Consider the following 18,789-nt stretch of genomic DNA (forward strand, 5'->3'; position numbering starts at 1 on the left):
ATCGGCGTCGTCCTGGTCATCGCGGCCGTACTCAGCGCGGGGCCGCAGGGCTTCGGGTGTATCCGAGCATCGAGTCGTAGAGGTCGGTGCGCCGGTCGCGGATCAGGTCGTTCAACGGGGTCCAGATCGGGGCGCTGCGGGCCGAGACGACGTCGATGTCGGCCGTCAGGATGGTCTCCTCCTCGGCGCCGGCGACCCGGCCGATGGGCCAGCCGTTGGTCCCGGCGATCAGCGAACAGCCGAGGAAGCGAGCGCCCCGGTCGGTTCCGACCCGGTTGGCTGCGGCGATGAACACGTTGTTGACGTGCGCGGCGGTCATGGTCAGGTACGAGGCCATGCACCTGCCGCTCTCGTCGAAGATCGGCGGTGGTGTCCAGACCCAGTTGTTGACGCTGCAGATGATGTCCGCGCCCTGCTGGGCCAGCAGCCGGGGCGCCTCGGGGAACCAGATGTCCCAGCAGACCAGCAGGCCGATCCGCCCGATCCTCGTCTCGAACACCGGGAAGCCCAGGTCACCCGGGGTGAACCATAGCTTCTCCTCGTTCCACAGGTGCGCCTTTCGGTAGCGACCCACATACCCGTCCGGTCCGACGAGGACGGCCGTGTCGTACAGGCGCACGCCGTCGCGCTCGGCGAGGCCGCCGACCACGTACACCCCGTGACGCCGGGCGAAGGACTCCCAACCCCTGACCGTCTCTCCGGCCGGCACGCTCTCCGCGTGGTCGTACGCCTCGGCGCGGTCGCGGAAGCTGTAGCCCGTGGTCGCCAACTCCGGCAGGACGATCAGCGTGGCACCGTCCTCGACGGCCTGGGACGCCAGGGCGAGCGCCCGTTCGGAGTTGGCGGCGCGGTTCTCCAGGCCGGCCTGGGGGGCGAACTGGATCACGGCGACCCGCACCGGGCTGACGGACGAGTCCGGCGCCGATGGTCCTTGCGAAGAGGTGGTCGTCATCACGGGCCCTTTCCCGTTGCCCAAACGTTTGGGCCAAACGTTTGGGTTAGCATGAACGCCAGTACACAAGGCCGTCAAGAGGGGTGATCCGGCTCATCCCCGGAACACGACGACCGGCATGGGGTGAGCCGGTGCCGAAGGAGGTGAGGGGTCGGTGGCGGACCCGAAGGCTCGCCCGGTGACTCTGCGGTCCATCGCCGATCAGCTCGGGCTGCACATCTCCACCGTCTCCCGCGTGCTGAACGGCCCCGCCGAGGACGGTGCGCGCGCGGCCTCCGGCGACACCGCCGAGCGCATCCGCCGCCTGGCCGCCGAACTCGGCTACCAGCCCGACCCCCACGGCAGCGGCCTGCGCACCGGGCGCAGCAGGCTCATCGGGGTCCTGGTCCCCCGCGTGTCCGACCTCGTGCTCGCGACGATCTACGAGGGCATCGACGAGGCCGCCGGCGAACGCGGGCTCACCACCATCGCCGCCAACAGCCTCGATGACGACGAGGTTCGGCGAACGCGAACGAAGATGCTGCTCGCGCGACGCGTCGACGGCCTGATCTTCGGCGATGCCCGCCTCGACGACGCCTTCCTCGACCGCCTGGCCGCGGACGGAGTGCGGTTCGTCCTGGTCAACCGCAGGGCGGGGAACCATCCGTCGGTGACGCCCGACGACCGGCTCGGCGGCCGGTTGGCCGCCGAACATCTCCTGGACCTCGGCCACACCGACGTCGCCGTCATCGCGGGCCCGCCCTTCGCCAGCACCGGTGCCGACCGCACCGCCGGCTTCCTCGACCACTACCGGGACAGCGGCATCCGCATCCCGGACGCCCGGGTGCTGCACTCGGCGTTCGACACGGCGGGCGGACGGGCCGCCGCGGACACGCTGCTCCGATCGCCGGACCGGCCCACCGCGATCTTCGCCGTGAACGACTTCGCGGCGATCGGCGCTCTCGGCGCGGCCCGTGATCACGGCCTCCGCGTCGGCGCCGATGTCGCGATCATGGGCTACAACGACACCCCGCTGGCCGCGGAGCTGCCGATTCCGCTCACCAGCGTCGCCGTACCGATGCACGAGATCGGCCGCCGGGCCCTCGAACTCCTGACCCGACTGCTGGCGGGCGAGCAGATCGAATCGGAGCGCCTGGCCCCGATACTGGCACCTCGCGCCTCGACCGGCGCCGGACAGACGGGCCCCTGACCGATCCATCGGTCACGGCGCCGCGGTATCTCCGGCAGGCTGCTCGTGCGGACGTACGAAGGGCGTGGCGAAGGCGTATCCATAGCGGGCCGGAACCGACGAATCAGCGCCTGCGGCGAAGCCTCCTGCCGGCACCCGCCCAGGCGGCGGATGGGAGGATGCGAGGATCGCGCCGGCCCAACGGAAGAGAGCCTGAGCATGGCCGTCATCCATCACACCACCCTCAGGCCGACCAAGCTGGAACTGCTGGCCTCCTGGCTGCCCTCCCGGCCGTGGTACCTCGGCGGCACCGACGAACCGGACCTGGCCAAGGCGGGCGGTTTCCGGCTGGACGACCCGCAGGGTGCGGTCGGGATCGAGTTCATGGTGGTCACCGACGCCTCCGGCGCTCGACCGACCACCTACCTGGTGCCGCTCACCTACCGCGGCGCCCCGCTCGACGGGGCCGAACACGCCCTCGTCGGCACCATGGAGCACGGAGTGCTGGGGCGGCGCTGGGCCTACGACGGCTGCCACGACCCGGTACTGGTCAGCCGGTTGCCGGCTCTGATCGAGGGCCGGGTCCAGGCCCAGGCCCAGAGCATCAGCGACACCCCCGACCTGGAGGTCACCCGCTCCTACAGCGGTGACGGCCTCGCCGCCACGGACTTCACCAGTGCCACCGACGACCCAGAGGGCACTGAGCTGTCCGCGCCGGACGGTGCGGTCCTCCGCCTGCACCGGGTCCTGCGCCCCGCCCCGGACGGCACGCCGGAGGGAGCGGTAGGCCACCTGGCGGGCCCCTGGCGGATGCCGGACGGCACCCGCCAGCGGGGACTCTTCGCGGTCGTGCACGCCTGATCCCTGGCCTGTGCCGAGGGTTTTCGTCGTCGCGACGCCGCCCGGTCCTTGACGCCCACTAGGCGTTCATGAACTCACGGGGCGACAGCGCCCGGTTGGTGATCCGCACGTCGCCGATGGTGCCGTGGAAGACCTGGTTGACCGCGCCGGCCCATTGGTATCCGCCGAGTAGGAACGGCATCTTGAGGGTGGTCAGGCCGATGGCTTCGCTGGTGGGGTTGCGTCCCTCTTCGCAGCCGTTGACATAGAGCTTGATGATCCGGCCGTCGTTGGTGACGGCGACGTGCCACCACTGTTCCTTCTGCAGCAGGTGGCTCCAGGCGGTCGTCGCCCCGTTCTGGTTGAGCGGGTAGGCGTTCCACTGCAGCTCGATGGAGCTTGACAGGCTGAGGGTGAGGACGGGCTCGTCCGCGGTGGCGGAGGGGCCGTTCTTTCCGGCCTGGCCGGCGCTGCCCGCACGGCTCAGCATCGATGACCAGCCGTTGCGCCCTCCGTCCCAGTCGGCCGGCACCTTGAAGAACACCTCGAACGTGTAGCCCTTGGCGAAGGTCTCCTGGTTGATCGGCGCGCGGTCGACCGTCTGGAGGTAGGCACCGCTGACCGGGTTGCCCTGACCTGCGAAGACCAGGCCGGCGTGGCCGGGCTGGTCGGGGTGGTGGTCGTCGGTCCAGGTGAGCGCGTGCGCGGGAGTGCCCGGCACGCTGCGCAGGACCAGGTCGTTGCCGTTCCCCGCCTGGTCCTTGACCACGGTGTTCGCAGCGACGTCGCCGCCGGCGGCGCCGCCGTTGTCGAACCGCCAGTAGGCGAGCGTCCCGCGTACCAGCATCTGACGCGCGGGGCGGGCCTTGCGCGGCGGCACCGGCGCGAAGCCGGCGAAGCGCTCGTCGAAGTCGATCGCCATCGAGAAGTAGTCGACCGGCGAGGTCAGTTCCATCTCCTCCGCGGCGAGGGAGTTGGCCTCCTGCCTGGCGGCCAGCTCCCGGATCCATGGCGAGAAGGTCGCGACGTCGATCCTGCCCCTGTCGAGGTCGAAACGATAGGAACGGATCATTCCGGCACCGCCGTAGTACCGGTCCTGGTAGTTCGTGATGTGCAGGTGCACGTCGTTGCCGTGGCTGTTCTTCATCACGGTCGAGCCGGGCGGCCAGTAATGCCCGTTGAGGGTGAGGAAGATCTGGTCGTTGTTCTTGATCAGGTCGTCCCACATCTGCTGCCCGTAGTCGGACAGCCCGGCCGTGCCGTCATCGTACGAGCCGACGATCTCATGGGTGGTGACGATCACCGGCAGGGTCGGGTTCGCGGCGATGACCGCGTTGGCCCAGGCGAAGCCCTTCTGCGACATCCGCCAGTCGAGCGCGAGGAGCATCCAGGAGCGGCCGCCGGCCCGGAAGATGTGGCAGGTGTTGTAGCCGTCCGGGCTGGAGGAGTGGTAGCTGGGAGTCTTGCGGGCCCGTGCGGAGCTGAAGGTGTCCAGGTACGGAGTGGCGCCGCGCTGGTCGTCGCCGTGGACGTCGTGGTTGCCGGCCAGGACGCTGTACGAGGCGCGCGCACGGTCCAGCATGTCGAACACCTTGGTGGCCGCGGCGTACTCCTCGGTGAGACCGTTCTGGGTCACGTCACCGAGGTGGGCCAGGAAGACGATGTTCTCGTCGCCGTCCCCCGCGCGGCCCTTCGGGTCGAGGACGTAACGGAAGGACGCCTCCATGGGGACCGGGTGAATCCTGTCCTGGTCGAACATGTACTGCGTGTCGGGCATGACGACCAGGGTGAACCGGGGGCTCTCGGGGTCCGGCCTCCACTTGCCGCGCGGCGCCGGAGTCATCGCGGTCTGGCCGTAGGGGTCGCCGTCCGCGCCCGACCTGCTCCCCGATGCGTACGCGGGCGTCGCGCCCAGCAGGCCGGCGGCTGCCGCACCTGCGCCGAGAACGCCGGCTCCGCGCAGGAACCTGCGGCGGCTCGACGCGGCGATGCCGTTCCCGTCGAGGTCTGCGGTGCGGGGGCAGGCGCAACCGGCCGCGTGCTCGTCATGCCCGGTGTGCTCGGTGGCCGCCGCCTGCGCCTCCTCCTGGTCGGGTTTCGGAGTCGTCATAGGGAGGGATCCGGTTTCACCGGTGTCGCCGCCGCCCGCAGGAGAGCTGTGCATTTGTACTCCAATGTCGGAATTCAAGCGCAGCTACGGTACGGCCGATCATGGAACGGCGGCCTTGCGCGCCGGATACCGGATACCGAACGCTCAGCCAACAGCGTGACCGCCACGGAAAGTGCTGTAACGGCGACGGCGCCGGCCGGTGCCCCGCACTCACCTGAGTCGAGCGGGCTGTTCGACCGGTGCGGCCCGCCCATGCCGAGGGTCTCCGTCGTCGGAACGACGGAGACCCTCGGCGGCGGTGACCGGTACGGCGGTCAGCGGCGGTACAGCGTCAGGTTGTCTTCGCCGATGCGGTCGCGGAGGGCCGGGTTCTCGATGCCCTGGCCCTCCTTGTCGGCGGCGACGAGAAGGCCGACCTTGCCGATGTGCTGGTTCGTCTGGACGGCTCGGGTCGCCTCGCCCGCCTCCTCCAGGGGGTACACCGCGGAGAGGGTCGGGTGGATCATGCCGAGGCCGATCAGGCGGTTGGTCTCGACGGCCTCGTGGTAGTTGAAGCCGTGGCTGCCGACGATGCTCTTGATGTTCATCCACAGGAACCGGTTGTCGTACTCGTGCCGGTAGCCCGTCGACGAGCCGCAGGTGACGATCTTGCCGCCGCGCCGTGCGACGTACACCGACGCCCCGAACGTCTCCGCGCCGAGGTACTCGAACACGATGTGCGGGTCCTCGCCGGTGAGGGACCGGATGCTCTCGCCGAGCCGCCGCCACGCCTTCGGGCTGCGCAGCCCCTCGTCGCCGAGTTCGAGTTCGCTGCGGTTGATGACGTGCTCGCAGCCCTGCCGGCGGACCAGGTCGGCCTTCTCCTCGGAGCTGACGACCGCGACCGGGATGCCGCCGCCGTTCCTGACGAGCTGGACGGCGTACGAGCCGAGGCCGCCGGTGCCGCCCCAGACCAGCACGACGTCGCCCTGCTTCATGCGGGCGCCGTGCGCGCCGACCAGCATCCGGTACGCCGTCGCTGCGCACAGCGTGTTGGCCGCCGCCTCCTCCCACGTCAGGTGCGCGGGCTTGCGGATCAGCTGGTTGGCCTTCACGACCGTGAACTCCCCGAACGCGCCGAAGTTGTTCTCGAACCCCCAGGCCAGGGCGTGGCTCGACACGCCGTCCTCCTGGCTGGCGGGCTCCTGGTCGTCGATCACGCCCGCGTGGACGACGACCCGGTCACCGACCTTGAAGTTGTGCACGCCGTCGCCGACCCGGACGACGACGCCCGCGGCGTCGGAGCCGAGGATGTGCCACGGCTGGTCGTGCCGGGCGCCCCACGGGCCGGTACGGCCGAGCTTCTCCAGGAACGCGAAGGTCGGGATCGGCTCGAAGATCGCCGACCAGACGGTGTTGTAGTTGATCGCCGCGGCCATCACCGCGACGACGGCCTCGTCCGGGGCCGGTTCGGGCATCTCGACCTCGCCGACGTGGATCGAGCGCCGGACGTCCTTGTCCGTCTCGCCGTCGAAGATGCCCACCTCGTCCTTGAGCGTGTGCGCGGCACGGAATCGCGTCGGCAGCTCGCAGGCGAGCAGTTCGGCGGGTCCGGCACCCGCGCGGACCGCTTCGAGCAGATCGGACATGGAACCTCCTACTGGATGAGCAGTGCCCCCAGGTGTCCGGCGAGGGTGTGCACTGCGGGCGGATCGAGCAGGTTCAGGTGGTGGGCGCCCCGGATCGGGACGACCTCCAGGCGCGGGCAGAGGTCGCCGAAGCCGTTGGTCTCGTCGAGTTCGTAGCGGGCGTCCCGTACGGTCCAGGGCGTCGGCTCGGTCGCGCGGTACAGCACCACGCGCCCGTCGTACGGCTCGGGCCGGTACGCCTCCAGGGACCGCGTGTCCTCATGCGAGGTGAGCTGGTGGTGCAGGATCGCGGGCGGCAGTTTCTCCATGAGCGGCGCGGCGCGCTCCATCACGAGGGCGAGCTGGGCGGCCTCGTCGAGCGGGCGCAGCTCCTCGACGTCGAGAGCCACGCCCAGGCCGTACGTCTCGTTGAGGTAGGCCGCGAAGTCGGCGTACCGGTGGGCGGCGGCCTCGGCCGGGTCGTCGGCGCGGCGGGGAATTCCCGCGTCGATCAGCGCGAGCAGCTCCACGTCGCCGAGGATCCGGGCCGTCTCGTACGCCACGACGCCCCCGAAGGACCAGCCGCCGAGCCGGTACGGGCCTGCGGACTGTGCCTCGCGGATCAGCGCGGCGTAGCGCGCGGCGCGCTCCTCGACGCTCGGCGCGTCCGCGAACCGCTCCAGCCCGAAGAACGGCCCACCGACCAGCGTGGCGAGCTGCCGGTACACGCCCGTCGTCCCGCCCGCCGGATGCGCGCAGAAGAACGGCCGGCCCCGCGTTGCCGGGGTGAGCGGCCGGACGATGCGGCGCGCGGCCTCCTCCTCACCCGCCCGGATCACCGAGGCGAGGTGCTCGACCGTCGGATGGGCGAACGGCTCCGCGTGGTCGATCGGGCGGCCCACCTCGAGCTCCAGGATCTCCAGGACGGTACGGGCCTGGTCCTCGCGGCCGCCGAGGGCGAAGAAATCGTCGGTCGCCGAGACGCGGTCGGCGCCGAGGACGCGTTCGAAGACCCGGATGACGAGGCGTTCGGCCGCGTCGCGGGCGTCGACGAACCCCGGGCGCGTCCCCGCCGCCGGGGCGGCCGGCGACTCCGGGTCGGCCAGGCCCAGCTCGGTGAGCGCCCAGGTGGTCAGGACGTTCACGCTGCCGCCCTGCAGCAGGACGGTGGCGGGCACGGTCAGCCCGAGGTCGTGTTCGAGCGCGCTCTTGATGCGGACCGCAACGAGCGAGTCCAGCCCCAGGTCGGTCAGCGACTGCGCCGGATCCGGGGTGAACCCCAGGACGGTCGCGACCCGCTCGGCGACCCGTCCCCGGACCAGCGCGCGGGCGGCGGACGGCTCGGCCGCGCGCAGCGCCTCCGCGCCCGGCCAGTCGTCCTCGGCCTCGGGCAGCGCCTCGACCAGCGCGGAGAAGTACGGCATCCGGCCGAGTTCGGGGAACGCCGCCACGGCCTGCCGCGGGTCGAAGCGGAGCACGCCGGTCGCCGGCCGGCCGTGGGCGAGCAGCGCCTCGAACGCCTCCGCGCCCTCCTCGGGCGTGATCGGGTCGATGCCGCTCGCGGGACCGCCGCTCAGGTTCGCCGCGCCGCCGACCCGGGACCAGGTGCCCCAGTTGATCGTGTACGCGGGCACGCCCCGCTCCCGGAGCGACCCGGTGAGGGCGTCGACGGCGGCGTTCGCGGCGGCGTACGCGCCCTGGCCGGGCGAGCCGAGCAGCGCGGCGGCCGAGGAGTACACGACCCACCAGTCGAGGTCGCGGCCGCGCGTCGCCGCGTACAGCCGGTGCGCCCCGTCGACCTTCGGTCCCCAGACCCGGCGCAGGCCGGCGGCGTCGATGTCGGTGAAGATGCGGTCGGCCAGCCCGCCCGCCGCGTGCACGACACCGCGCAGCCGCTCCCCGGCGGCGGCGACCATCCGCTCGGCGACGCCGGGCACGGCGACGTCCCCGAGGACGACCTCGACCTCGACGCCGCTCTCGCGCAGCTCGCTGATGGCCTTCTCCGCCTCCGGCGGCGGCCCGTTCCGCCCGGACAGCACGATCCGGCCCGCACCCCGCTCGGCCAGCAGCCGGGCCGTGACGAGCCCGAGACCGCCGTACCCACCACTGATCACGTACGCGGCCCCGCGCCGCACGACCGCGCGCGGCCGGCCACCCCGGGGACGACCCCCGACGAGGCGCCCCTGACCGGGACCGCCCACACCGTCGCCCACACGGCCGCCGCCGACGGGGGCACCGCCCACACGGCCGCCGCCGACGGGGGCACCGCCCACGCGGCCGCCGCCGACGGAGGCACCGTCAAGGTGGCCGTCACCGACGTGGCCACCGTCGACGTGGCCACCGTCGAGGCGGCTGCCGTCGTGGCGGCCACCGTCGTGGCGGCCGCCGTCGAGGCGGCCACCGTCGAGGCGGGCGGCGGTGAGCCGGGCGACGTACCGCCTGCCGCCGCGCCGGGCGATCTCGGTGTCGGCGGGCCGGGCGCGCAACTCGGCGGCGATCGCCTCGACGGCCGCGTCCGGCGGGCCGTCCGGGTCGAGGTCGAGGTGGGTGGCGCGCAGGCCCGGCGTCTCGAACCCGAGCACCCGGACCATCGCGCCGGCGAACGCCTGTCCCGGGTCGCCCTTGCCGGTCCCGGTGGGGCGGAGGGCGCCCCGGGTCACCAGCCACAGGCGCGGCGGCACGGACCCGCTGGTCAGGCCGCGTACCAGGCCGGACACCGCGAGGACGAGGCGCTCGTCGGTCAGGTCGGCGGGCGGCAGGGTGACGACGTGGGCCGGGACCTCCGCCGCGGTCACCAGGTCGCGGGCCAGGCTCTCGACGCCGGCCCAGTCGCCGGTCTCGCGGACCACTCCGTCCGGCAGCGCCCCGGCGATCGGATCACCGGGGGCGGCCAGCACGACGGCGTCCACGAACGGATCGCCACCACCCGCCCCCGTCGATTCCTCGACCGTGGGAGCGACGACGGCGGAAGTCCCTGCGCTCGCAGCCTCGGCCATGAGAGTCCCGGCCGCAGTTGTGCCGGCAGTCGCAGCCTCGGTCATGGCGGCCGCGGCGGCCGAAGACCCGATGGTCGCAGCCTCTGCCGGGGCCGCGTCGGCCGATTGCCAGGTGAGCTCGGCGAGTTTCGCGCCCAGCGGCACGGGCAGTTCCGTGCGCCCGTACGAGCGCATCCGGATGTCGGTCGCCTCGGCGAGGGTCCGTCCGCCTTCCCCGACCAGGCGGAGGGCGACCAGGGGGCCGTCGTCGGCCGGGGTGAGGCGGATGAGGCACCGGCCGCCGTGCCGCGTCGGCCCGTGCACCCGCAGGACGCCGATCGACTCCGGCAGCCAGGCGCCTTCACCGAGCAGGTCGGCAGCGGCGTCCAGGCAGCGGCCGAAGACCTCCGGGTGGAGCCGGAAGTGCCGGTTGCCCTCTGCGGCCGGCCCGATCTCGGCCTCGGCGGCCACGCCGAGGCCGTCGGCCGGCGGGCCGTCCCCCGGCGGAACCCCGACGCGCGCGCCGGTCGCGCCGGCCTGGTGGCCGTTGCTCTCCGGCCGGTCGCCGCGCGGCCGCCCGGCGGCCGCGGGCTCGATCAGGTCATCGGTCTCGTCGGCCGGACGGGGCGGCCCCGCTGAGACGGTGGCGGAGGCGACCGGGGTCCAGGTGGCGGCGGGGGTGCGGGCGTGGATCTCGACGGTCGCGCCGTCGTCGTCGGCCGGGGTGACGGACGTGGTGAGGGTCGTGTGCTCGTCCAGGGGCACGGGCCGGTGCAGGTGGAGTCCGGAGACGGCCGCGTCCGGGCCGAGCAGTTCGGTGCCGGCGGCCAGCGCGATCTCGGCGTACGCGGCGGCGGGCAGCAGGGGGTGGCCGAACGGACGGTCGGCCCACGGTGAGGCCGCCGTGCCGACGTCGGCGCTCCAGACGTGCCGGTCCTCGCCGGGGAGTTCGACGTGCGCGCCGAGCAGGGGGTGCAGGCCGGTCGCGCCGCGCGGGGGCGCGTCGATCCAGTGCCGCCGGTGCTCCCAGGCCGGGGCGGGCACGTCGATGACGTGACCGTCCGGCGTGGGGGCGGGCAGGTGGCCGTGGACGGTCAGGGTGGCCAGGGCCTCGTGGAAGGTCACGGTGTCGTCGGCCTCGGAGGGCCGCTCCCCTCCCGGGCGGCGGGGCGGGCGGCGCAGGGTGGGGACGACGAGCGCGCCGTCGGCGGTCTCGGTGATCGCCTGGGCGAGCAGTGGGTGGGCGTTGACCTCGACGAACGCGGTGAACCCGTCCTCGGCCGCGGCGGCGACCGCGTCGGCGAGGCGTACGGTGCGGCGGGCGTTCGCGGCCCAGTAGTCGCCGTCGAAGGCCGGGGCCTCGCGCGGGTCCTCCAGCACGGTGGAGTAGAAGGGCACGTCGGCCTGGCGGCCGCGGACGTCCGCGAGCCTGCCGCGCAGGGGGCCGAGGATGGGGTCGACGGCGGGCGAGTGGCCCGCGCCCTCCGCCTGGACGACGCGGGCGAGCAGCCCGTCGTCGGTGGCCCGGGCGGCGACCCGCGCCAGTTCGCCGGCGTCGCCGGTGAGGACGGTCTGCCGTGGCGAGGAGCGGACCGCGACGTGGACGTCCGCGCCGGTCCGTACGTAGGCGAGGGCGTCGTCGGCCGCACAGCCCATGACGAGCATCGCGCCGCCGCCCTCCTCGGCGATGCCGTCGAGCAGCCGCGCCCGGCAGGTCATGACCGTGACGCCGTCCTCCAGGGACAGCGCGCCGGCGACGACGGCCGCGGCGATCTCGCCCATCGAGTGGCCGATGACCGCGCCGGGCTCGGCGCCGTACGAGCGCAGCAGCGCGGCGAGGCCGACCTGCAGGCCGAACAGCGTGGTCATCGTGCGGTACACGCCGGTGACCCGCTCGCCGCTCTCGAGGGTGTCCCACAGCGAGAAGCCCGCCTGCGCGGCGAACGGCCCGTCGAGCGCGTCGATGGCGGCGGCGAACGCCGGTTCGTCGGCGAGGAGGCGGCGGCCCATGCCGGGCCGCTGCGCCCCGTACCCGGAGAAGACCCAGACCGGCGGGGCGTCGCGGGCGACGGTGACGCCCGTGATGCGCGGCGCGCGGAGTGCCGCGGCGAGGGCCGTACGGTCGCGGCCCACCACGGCGGCGGCCGCGCGGCCGCGCCCGAAGCGGCGGCTCAGCGTGCGGGCGACGTCGGGCAGTGCGGCGTCCCCGGCCTCCAGCCAGTCGGCGAGGCCGGCGGCGTACGGGCCGATCCGGCCGGCGTCGACGTCGGAGAGGAGAAGGGTGTGCACCGCCGGTTCGCGGCGGCGGCGCGGGCGTTCGTCTTCGGCGGGCGCCGCTTCGAGGACGACGTGCGCGTTGGTGCCGCCGAACCCGAAGCCCGAGACCCCGGCCAGGGCGGGTCGGTTGCGGGTCTCGGGCCAGGGCGTCTCTTCGGCGGCGACGGCGAGCCCGAGGGCGTCGACGTCGATGTGCGGGTTCGGCTCGCGGTAGTGGAGGCTCGCGGGGATCCGCCGGTGCGCGAGCGCGAGCACGACCTTGATCAGTCCGGCGACGCCGGCGGCGGCCTCCAGGTGGCCGAGGTTGGACTTGACCGACCCGATGAGGACCGGCCGGCCGTCCGGGTCCGGCCCGCCCAGGGCGGCGCCGAGGGCACGGGCCTCGATGGGGTCGCCGAGGAGGGTTCCGGTGCCGTGCGCCTCGACGTAGTCGGGGCGGCCGAGCCCGGCGTACGCGGCGCGGAGGACGGCGACCTGGGCCTCGGCGTTCGGCGCGACGAGGCCGGTGGAGCGGCCGTCGGAGTTGACCGCCGACCCGCGGACGACCGCGAGCACGCGGTCGCCGTCGCGCCGGGCGTCGGACAGCCGTTTGAGGACGAGGGCGCCGCAGCCCTCGGCGCGGACCATGCCGTCCGCCGACGCGTCGAACGGCTTGCAGCGACCGTCCGGGGCGGTCACGCCGCCCAGGTCGAACGTCTTGGTGATCAGCGGGGACAGCAGGACGTTGACGCCGCCGGCGACGGCGAGGTCGCTCTCCCCGGCGCGCAGCGACCGTACGGCCAGGTGCGTCGCGACCAGCGACGACGAACAGGCCGTGTCCACGATCATGGAGGGGCCGCGCAGGTCGAGGAGGTAGGACAGGCGGTTCGCGACGATGCTGAGCGCGGCGCCGGTGGCGGTGTAGGGCCGCAACGGCGCGGTCCCGGTGACGTAGCCGTACTCGGGGGCGGAGACGCCGACGAAGACGCCGGTGCGGCTGCCGCGCAGGCTCGGCGGTGCGACCCCCGCGTGCTGGAACGCCTCCCAGGCGACCTCGAGCAGCAGCCGCTGCTGCGGGTCCATGACGTCGGCCTCATCGGGCGTGATGCCGAAGAACCGCGAGTCGAAGCCGGCGACGTCGTCGAGGAACCCGCCGAACCGGGTGACGTCCTCCAGCGTGCCGTCGTCGAAGGGATCCCAGCGGCCGTCGGGCACCTCGCGGATCCCGTCGCCGCCGTCGAGCAGAAAACGCCAGTAGGTCTCGGGACCGGAGACGCCGCCGGGGAATCGGCAGCCGATTCCGATGACGGCGATCGGTTCGTCGGAAACGGCCGAAAGTGGCGGCGTGTCATTCACCGAATCACCGTACGGAGCGGAGAATTCACCCTGGGCTATCACGTCGGCGAGACGGGCGATGGTCCGGTGTTCGTAAAGGAGGGTCGCGGGCAGTCGCGCGCCGACGAGCTTTTCGAGTTCGCCCGCGATGGCGACCGCGTCGCGCGAGGTCAGACCCAGTTCGTCCAGCGGCCGGTCCGGGTCCACCTCGGCGGCGGGCACCTTGCACCGGCCCGCCACGGCGTCGACGAGGAAACGGCGGATCGCCGGTTTTCCCGGTCGGCGGGGGCCGGGTCCGCCCGGCTCGGTAGCCGCCATTTGTGCTACCCCCATTACGCACGGTCACTGATGAAACAACGCGGAAGAGTGAACACCGTGTCTTATCCGGCATGAGTCCCGATGCGCACAAAGGTCACTTTTCTCTCAGCTGCCTTATCACCGCGATGACAAGACTCACCGTGGTGAATATGGCCTTATAGGTCGAATGACCCGCACGCGACATGGATGGACGCTCACTGTGATCGCGGTCGCCGGGTTCATGACCACACTGGACAACACGGTCGTGAACGTCGCGCTGCCGTCGATCCAGCGTGACCTGCACATCTCCCTGTCCGCCCTGGAATGGGTCGCGACGTCGTACATCCTGATCTTCGCGAGCGTCATGCTCGCCGGCGGCCGCATGGCCGACGTGTACGGCCGCAAGCGGATCTTCCTGATCGGCCTGACCGTCTTCACGGCGGCGTCCGGGCTCGCCGGGCTGGCCGGAAGCGCCGAGACGCTGATCGCCGCCCGCGTCGTCCAAGGCGCCGGCGGCGCACTGGTCATCCCGGCGGGGCTGGCACTCGTCACCGTCGGCCGTACCGAGCGGGAACAGGCGCGGGGCACCGTCGTCTGGGTCGGCTCGGCCGCGCTCGCGCTCGCCCTCGGCCCGGTGGCCGGCGGGTACATCGCCCAGCACTGGGCCTGGAACTGGATCTTCCTCATCAACCTCGCGCCCGGCCTCGCCGTCGTGCTGCTGGGCGTGTTCGTGATCCCGGAGTCGCGGGACACCACCGCGGACGGCGTCGACCTGCCCGGCATGCTCGCCTCCGGGACCCTGCTGTTCGCCGTCACGTACGCGCTGAACGAGGTCGCCTCCCACGGGTGGGGCAGCGGCATGGTGCTCGGGGCGTTCGCGCTGGCCGCCGTGGCGCTCGTCGCGCTGGTCACGGTCGAGCGGTGGGCGCACACGCCGATGATCGACCTGGTGTTCTTCCGCAGCCGGGCGTTCACGGGCGGGGTCGCGGTGCAGATCCTGTGGGGGGTCGGCTTCAACGGCGTGCTGTTCTACGCCTCGCTGTTCCTGCAGCAGGTGCTGCGGTTCTCCCCGACGAAGACCGGCTCGGTGTTCCTGCCGCCGGCCGTCGTGATCGCCGCCCTGACGCCGGTGTCGTTCTGGGTGGGCCGCAGGATCGGCGCCCGCTCGACGATCGCCTGGGGCCTGTTCCTCATGGCCGCCGGGATGGCGGCGTTCGCGCTGCTGCGGCCCGGGGACGGCTACGCCGACCTGCTGCCCGGCGTGGCTCTGATCGGTGTCGGCTCCGCGCTGAACATGCCGCTCACCGGTTACGTCCTGACGTCGATCCCCGAGGAACGTTCCGGCGTCGCGGGCGGCATCCTCAGCGTCGGCCGCGAGGTCTCCGGGGCCTTCGGCATCGCGATCATCGGCGTCATCATCTCCGCGCGGCAGCGGTCCGAACTCGCGTCCGGGAAGGGGCACGCCACCGCGTTCCAGCACGCCACCTCGGCCGGGCTGCTGTGCGGCGCCGGCCTGGTCTGCCTCGGCGCGCTCATCGCCTTCGCCACGCTGCCGCCCCGCCCGCGCCGCGCCCGGCACGCCCGCCCGTACGGCCCGGTCGGGACCGCGGACGCCGACGCTCTGGGCACGGCCGCCGACGTCCGGAACGCGCTCGCCGACGTCACGCCGGCCCCCGAGCCGGCGGCACGCCCGGGCCGGGGCGAGGTCCCCGACGTCGCGGGCGCCCCGGAGCCGGCGGCACGCCGGGGCCCGGGTGAAATCCCCGGCGTCGCGGGCACGCCGGAACGGCGGCCGCTGCGGGCCTGGTCACCGCCTGCCGAGAGCGTGCGGTGACCGGGGTGCGGCGCGACATCGTCATCTTCGCGGCCGGCTCGCGGGGCGACGTCCAGCCCTGCGTCGCGCTCGGCCGGGGCCTGGCCGAGCGCGGCCACGGCGTCCGGCTCATCGTCGCGGCCGGCCACGAGCCCCTCGCCGCCGGGCTGGACACCTCCGTCCTGTCCGTCGACCCGGCCCGGCTCCTGGAGACCGACGAGGTCCGCGAGTGGCTGCGGAACGGCCGTAACCCGCTCGGCTTCGTCGCGGGGTTCCGGCGCGTGATCCGGCCGATGGCCGAGATGCTGCTCGGCGAGATCCTGGCCGGCTGCAAGGACGCCGACCTGCTGATCTTCCCGACGCTGGGCTTCGTCGGGCACCACCTCGCCGAGTACCTCGGCATCGACGACGCGCTGATCCACTTCCAGCCCAGCCAGCCGACCAGCGCCTTCCCGCACCCGCTGGTGTCCCGGGCGTACGGCGCGAACCGGCTGAGCTACCACCTGGTGGAACAGCTCGCCTGGCAGCTCTCCCGGCCCTTCCTCAACACCTGGCGGCGCGACACGCTCGCGCTGCCGAAACTCCCCCTGGGCGGCCCGATCCGCACCGTACGGGACGTTCCGGTGCTGGCCTGCTTCAGCGAGGCCGTCGTGCCCCGGCCGCCGGACTGGCCCTCCCACGTCCACGTCACGGGGTACTGGTTCCTGGACGAGCCCTCGTGGACGCCGGGCCCGCGGCTCGCCGACTTCCTCGCCGCCGGGCCGCCGCCGGTCTACGTGGGGTTCGGCAGCATGACGCCGCCGCACCCCGAGGCGATGGCCGCGACGGTACGGGCGGCGCTGCGCGCCGCGGGCGTGCGCGGGATCCTCGCGTTCGGGGACGACGGGGCGGGCGACGACGACGTCCTGGTGGTCGGGGACGTGCCGCACTCATGGCTGTTCCCCCGGATGCTGGCGGCCGTGCACCACGGCGGCGCGGGCACCACCGCCGCCGCGCTGCGGGCCGGGATCCCCGCCGTCGTCTGCCCGTTCTTCGGCGACCAGACGTTCTGGGGCGGCCGGGTGGCGGCGCTCGGCGCCGGTCCCGCCCCGCTGCCGATCAGGAGGCTCGCACCGGAGCCGCTCACCGCGCGGATCACGGCGGCCGTGGGCGACGAACGGATGCGCCGCCGTGCGGCGGACCTGGGCCGGCGGATCGCGGCGGAGGACGGTGTCGCCCGCGCCTGCGCCGCGCTGGAGAACGCCCACGGAGCCGGGGCGGCCCGACGCGTTGGAGACGGCCTGGGGGCGGCCGGAAACCATGGAAACGGGGACGATCGATGACGAGCTTCGTGCACCACCTGCGGGCCCAGGTCGCGCGCCACGGCGACGACCGCTGGTACGCGCTGGTCGACGAGCACAAGGGCGAGCTCGTCGAGCTCGAACGCGCGACGTTCGCGGAGCTGGACGGCCGCGCGCGGTCGGCGGGCGCGTGGCTCGCCGCCGCCGGCCTGGACGGTGAGGCCGCGCTGCTGCTCTACCCGACCGGGCTGGAGTTCCTCCGCGTCTTCCTCGGCTGCCTGTACTCGCGGGTCATCGCCGTGCCGTCGCCGCTGCCGTCCACCGACCCGCGCGCGCTCGAACGCGCGGAGGGCATCATCAAGGACGCCGACATCCGGATGGTCCTCACCGACACGGCGAACGCGCCGATGCTCACCTCCTGGCTGCGCGAGAGCGGGCTGGACGGCCGGGTGACGTGCGTGGCCACCGACGCCGCCGCGATGCCGGACCCCGACGCGTGGGAGCCGCCGGAGCCGGAGCCGGGCACCCCCGCCTACCTGCAGTACACCTCCGGCTCCACGAGCGAACCGCGCGGCGTCCTGCTGTCCCACGGCAACCTGCTGCACAACTCCGCGCAGATCTACACGATCCTCGGCCGCCCCGAGGACGGGATCGGCGCGGGCTGGCTGCCGCACTACCACGACATGGGACTCGTCGGCCTGCTCCTCCAGCCGCTGTACGCGGGCGGCAGCCTGGCGTTCGCCTCGCCCGTGTCGTTCGTGATGAGACCGGCGCTGTGGCCGCGAATGATCAGCCGGTACCGCGCCCAGTACACCGTCGCGCCGAACTTCGCCTACGAATGGCTGGTGCGCGGGGTCAAGGACGAGCAGCTCACCGGCCTGGACCTGTCCTCGCTCACCTGGGCGCTCAACGGCGCCGAGCCCGTCCGTACGTCGACGCTGGAGAAGGTCGTCCGGCGGTTCGGCGAGGTGGGGTTCCGGCGGGGGGCCTGGGCGCCGGGCTACGGGATGGCCGAGGCGACGCTGCTGGTCACCGGCACCGAGCGCGGCCGTGGCCCGGTCGTCGGCCGGTTCGACCCGGCCGCGTTGGAACAGGACCGCGCCGAGCCCGCCGCGGAGGGAGTGGAGCTGGTCGGGTGCGGGCGGCCGATCGACCTGACGGTGCGGATCGTCCACCCCGAGTCGGCCGAATCGCTGCCCGACGGCCGGATCGGCGAGATCTGGGTCGCGGGCGGCAGCATCGCCCTCGGGTACCGGCAGCGCGCCGAGGCGACCGAGGAGACCTTCCGGGCGCGCCTGGCCACCGGAGAGGGGCCGTTCCTGCGCACCGGGGACCTCGGGTTCGTCCACGACGGCGAGCTGTACGTCACCGGACGTCTGAAGGACCTGATCATCGTCAACGGCCGGAACATCTATCCACAGGATGTGGAAGAGGCGAGCCGGGACGTCCACCCCGCCGCCCGCGCCGCCGCCGCGTTCGGCGTGGAGGCCGGGCGCGAGCACGTCGTCCTCGTCCAGGAGGTACGGCCCAAGGACCTGGGCGAGCTCACCTACGCGGACCTCGCCCGGCGGATCAAGGGGGAGCTGGCCCGTGCGTTCGGGCTGCCCTCGATGAACGTCGTCCTCGTCCAGCGCGGCGGCGTCGGCAAGACCACCAGCGGCAAGATCCAGCGGCGGCGGATGCGCGAGACGTTCCTGGCGGGCCGGATCGCCCCCCTCCACACCGAACTCGAACCGGAGCTGCGCGCCCTCATCCCCACCGGTGAATGACGCCCGCCGACCGGCCGGGCTCCCCCGCACCCGGCGCACGACTCTACGGAGGCCCCATGCCCAGTGAGACGCTCATCCGCGACTGGCTGATCGAGCGCGTCGCCGAGTACCTCGAACGCTCCCCCGCCGACATCGACCCGTCGGCGATGCTCGCCGAGTACGGCATGGACTCGGTGTACGCGATCAGCCTGTGCGGCGACATCGAGGCGGAGTACGACCTGGACGTCGAGCCGACCCTCGCCTGGACCCACCCCACCATCGACGCCATCGCCGCCCACCTCGGCGAACGCGTCGGCGACCACCCCGCCCCCGACTCTGTTCCCCCCGACCAACCGACCCCGACCCACCTCCCGGCCCACCCCGACCAACCGACCCCGGCCTGACCCT

Annotated in this window: 10 protein-coding genes; 6 read left to right on the forward strand and 4 right to left on the reverse strand. The window is 73.4% G+C overall.

What is annotated here, in order from left to right:
* Positions 1-31: 31 nt before the first annotated feature.
* Positions 32-952, reverse strand: coding sequence for a nitrilase family protein (locus tag NDW01_RS33830; protein WP_252828415.1), 921 nt, complete (start codon positions 950-952; stop codon positions 32-34).
* 178 nt (positions 953-1,130) lie between these two features.
* Here NDW01_RS33830 and NDW01_RS33835 point away from each other — a divergent pair, with 178 nt between their 5' ends.
* Both NDW01_RS33835 and NDW01_RS33840 read left to right on the forward strand, forming a co-directional pair.
* Complete coding sequence (locus tag NDW01_RS33835; protein ID WP_252828416.1) at positions 1,131-2,141, forward strand: LacI family DNA-binding transcriptional regulator; 1,011 nt, start codon at positions 1,131-1,133, stop codon at positions 2,139-2,141.
* A gap of 198 nt (positions 2,142-2,339) precedes the next feature.
* A complete protein-coding gene (locus tag NDW01_RS33840) occupies positions 2,340-2,981 on the forward strand; it encodes a maltokinase N-terminal cap-like domain-containing protein (protein ID WP_252828417.1) in 642 nt (213 codons plus the stop codon).
* A 58-nt stretch (positions 2,982-3,039) separates the two neighbouring features.
* Here NDW01_RS33840 and NDW01_RS33845 read toward each other — a convergent pair whose 3' ends face one another.
* The 3 genes from NDW01_RS33845 to NDW01_RS33855 form a co-directional block, all read right to left on the reverse strand.
* The gene (locus NDW01_RS33845; protein ID WP_252828418.1) at positions 3,040-5,070 is read right to left on the reverse strand and encodes a LamG-like jellyroll fold domain-containing protein; all 2,031 of its coding nucleotides are present in this window, start codon (positions 5,068-5,070) and stop codon (positions 3,040-3,042) included.
* Between the two features lie 314 nt (positions 5,071-5,384).
* Positions 5,385-6,698 (reverse strand): crotonyl-CoA carboxylase/reductase, encoded by a 1,314-nt coding sequence (ccrA, locus tag NDW01_RS33850; protein WP_252828419.1) that lies wholly within the window; start codon positions 6,696-6,698, stop codon positions 5,385-5,387.
* An 8-nt stretch (positions 6,699-6,706) separates the two neighbouring features.
* A complete protein-coding gene (locus NDW01_RS33855) occupies positions 6,707-13,561 on the reverse strand; it encodes a type I polyketide synthase (protein ID WP_252828420.1) in 6,855 nt (2,284 codons plus the stop codon).
* 166 nt (positions 13,562-13,727) lie between these two features.
* Between NDW01_RS33855 and NDW01_RS33860 the strand changes: the two genes are divergently transcribed.
* From NDW01_RS33860 to NDW01_RS33875, 4 genes are read left to right on the forward strand one after another with little or no spacing between them, the layout of a single operon-like run.
* Complete coding sequence (locus tag NDW01_RS33860) at positions 13,728-15,374, forward strand: MFS transporter (protein ID WP_252828421.1); 1,647 nt, start codon at positions 13,728-13,730, stop codon at positions 15,372-15,374.
* 5 nt (positions 15,375-15,379) lie between these two features.
* Complete coding sequence (locus tag NDW01_RS33865) at positions 15,380-16,675, forward strand: glycosyltransferase (RefSeq protein WP_252828422.1); 1,296 nt, start codon at positions 15,380-15,382, stop codon at positions 16,673-16,675.
* Complete coding sequence (locus NDW01_RS33870; RefSeq protein WP_252828423.1) at positions 16,672-18,402, forward strand: fatty acyl-AMP ligase; 1,731 nt, start codon at positions 16,672-16,674, stop codon at positions 18,400-18,402. Before NDW01_RS33865 ends, NDW01_RS33870 begins: the two co-directional genes overlap by 4 nt.
* 56 nt (positions 18,403-18,458) lie before the next feature.
* On the forward strand, positions 18,459-18,785 hold the full coding sequence (locus NDW01_RS33875) for an acyl carrier protein (protein WP_252828424.1): 327 nt from the start codon (positions 18,459-18,461) through the stop codon (positions 18,783-18,785).
* Positions 18,786-18,789 lie beyond the last annotated feature (4 nt).

This window comes from Actinoallomurus soli, assembly GCF_024055715.1.
In the GTDB taxonomy this organism is placed as follows: Bacteria; Actinomycetota; Actinomycetes; order Streptosporangiales; family Streptosporangiaceae; genus Actinoallomurus; species Actinoallomurus soli.